The organism is Shewanella sp. 4t3-1-2LB (assembly GCF_017368415.1).
GTDB classification, from domain to species: domain Bacteria; phylum Pseudomonadota; class Gammaproteobacteria; order Enterobacterales; family Shewanellaceae; genus Shewanella; species Shewanella fodinae.
Genome location: NZ_JAFNJD010000120.1, coordinates 1 through 755 on the forward strand (window position 1 = coordinate 1; position 755 = coordinate 755).

Below are 755 nucleotides of genomic sequence, written 5' to 3' on the forward strand. Positions count from 1 at the left end.
TGTATTAGTTCAGACTAGATCTGACACATCATCTTGAAAAGATGAGAGTTACCCGTTTTGATAAAGGTGTCGAATCTTAAATCAAAACATAAGGCAACTCTCATGCTTCATACTAGCAATCCGATTATTAAACACAAAGCGGGTTTACTCAATCTCGCTGAAGAACTGGGAAACGTTTCTAAGGCCTGTAAGGTGATGGGCGTATCTCGAGACACCTTCTATCGCTATCAGGAATTGGTTGAAAGCGGTGGTGTTGAATCGCTTATAAATCAGTCCAGAAGAGCGCCTAACCTCAAGAACCGTGTCGATGATGCAACCGAAAAAGCCGTCATCGCGCATGCGATAGCATTTCCTGCCCACGGCCAATCACGCACCAGTAATGAACTGCGCAAAACAGGCGTATTTGTGTCGGCGAGTGGCGTTCGTTCCATCTGGCTGCGGCACGATTTAGAGAACTTTAAAAAGCGCTTAAAGGCTTTGGAAGCCAAGGTCGAGCAAGAAGGTATTATCTTGTCAGATTCGCAGGTTGCAGCGCTGGAACGCAAGCAGCAGGATGATGAAGCTTGCGGTGAAATCGAAACGTTCCATCCAGGCTATTTGGGCTCACAAGACACCTTCTACGTCGGTAACCTTAAAGGTGTGGGGCGCATCTATCAGCAAACCTTTGTTGATACCTATAGCAAGGTAGCATTTGCCAAGCTGTACACGACGAAAACGCCTATCACTTCGGCTGATTTGCTCAATGACCGAGTGCT

The 755-nt window shown here is 46.6% G+C and carries 1 protein-coding gene; it reads left to right on the forward strand.

Features of this window, described 5'->3' with window-relative positions:
- Window positions 1-102: 102 nt before the first annotated feature.
- A partial coding sequence (locus J3L11_RS18870; protein WP_207571992.1) for a helix-turn-helix domain-containing protein occupies window positions 103-755 on the forward strand: 653 nt, incomplete at its 3' end.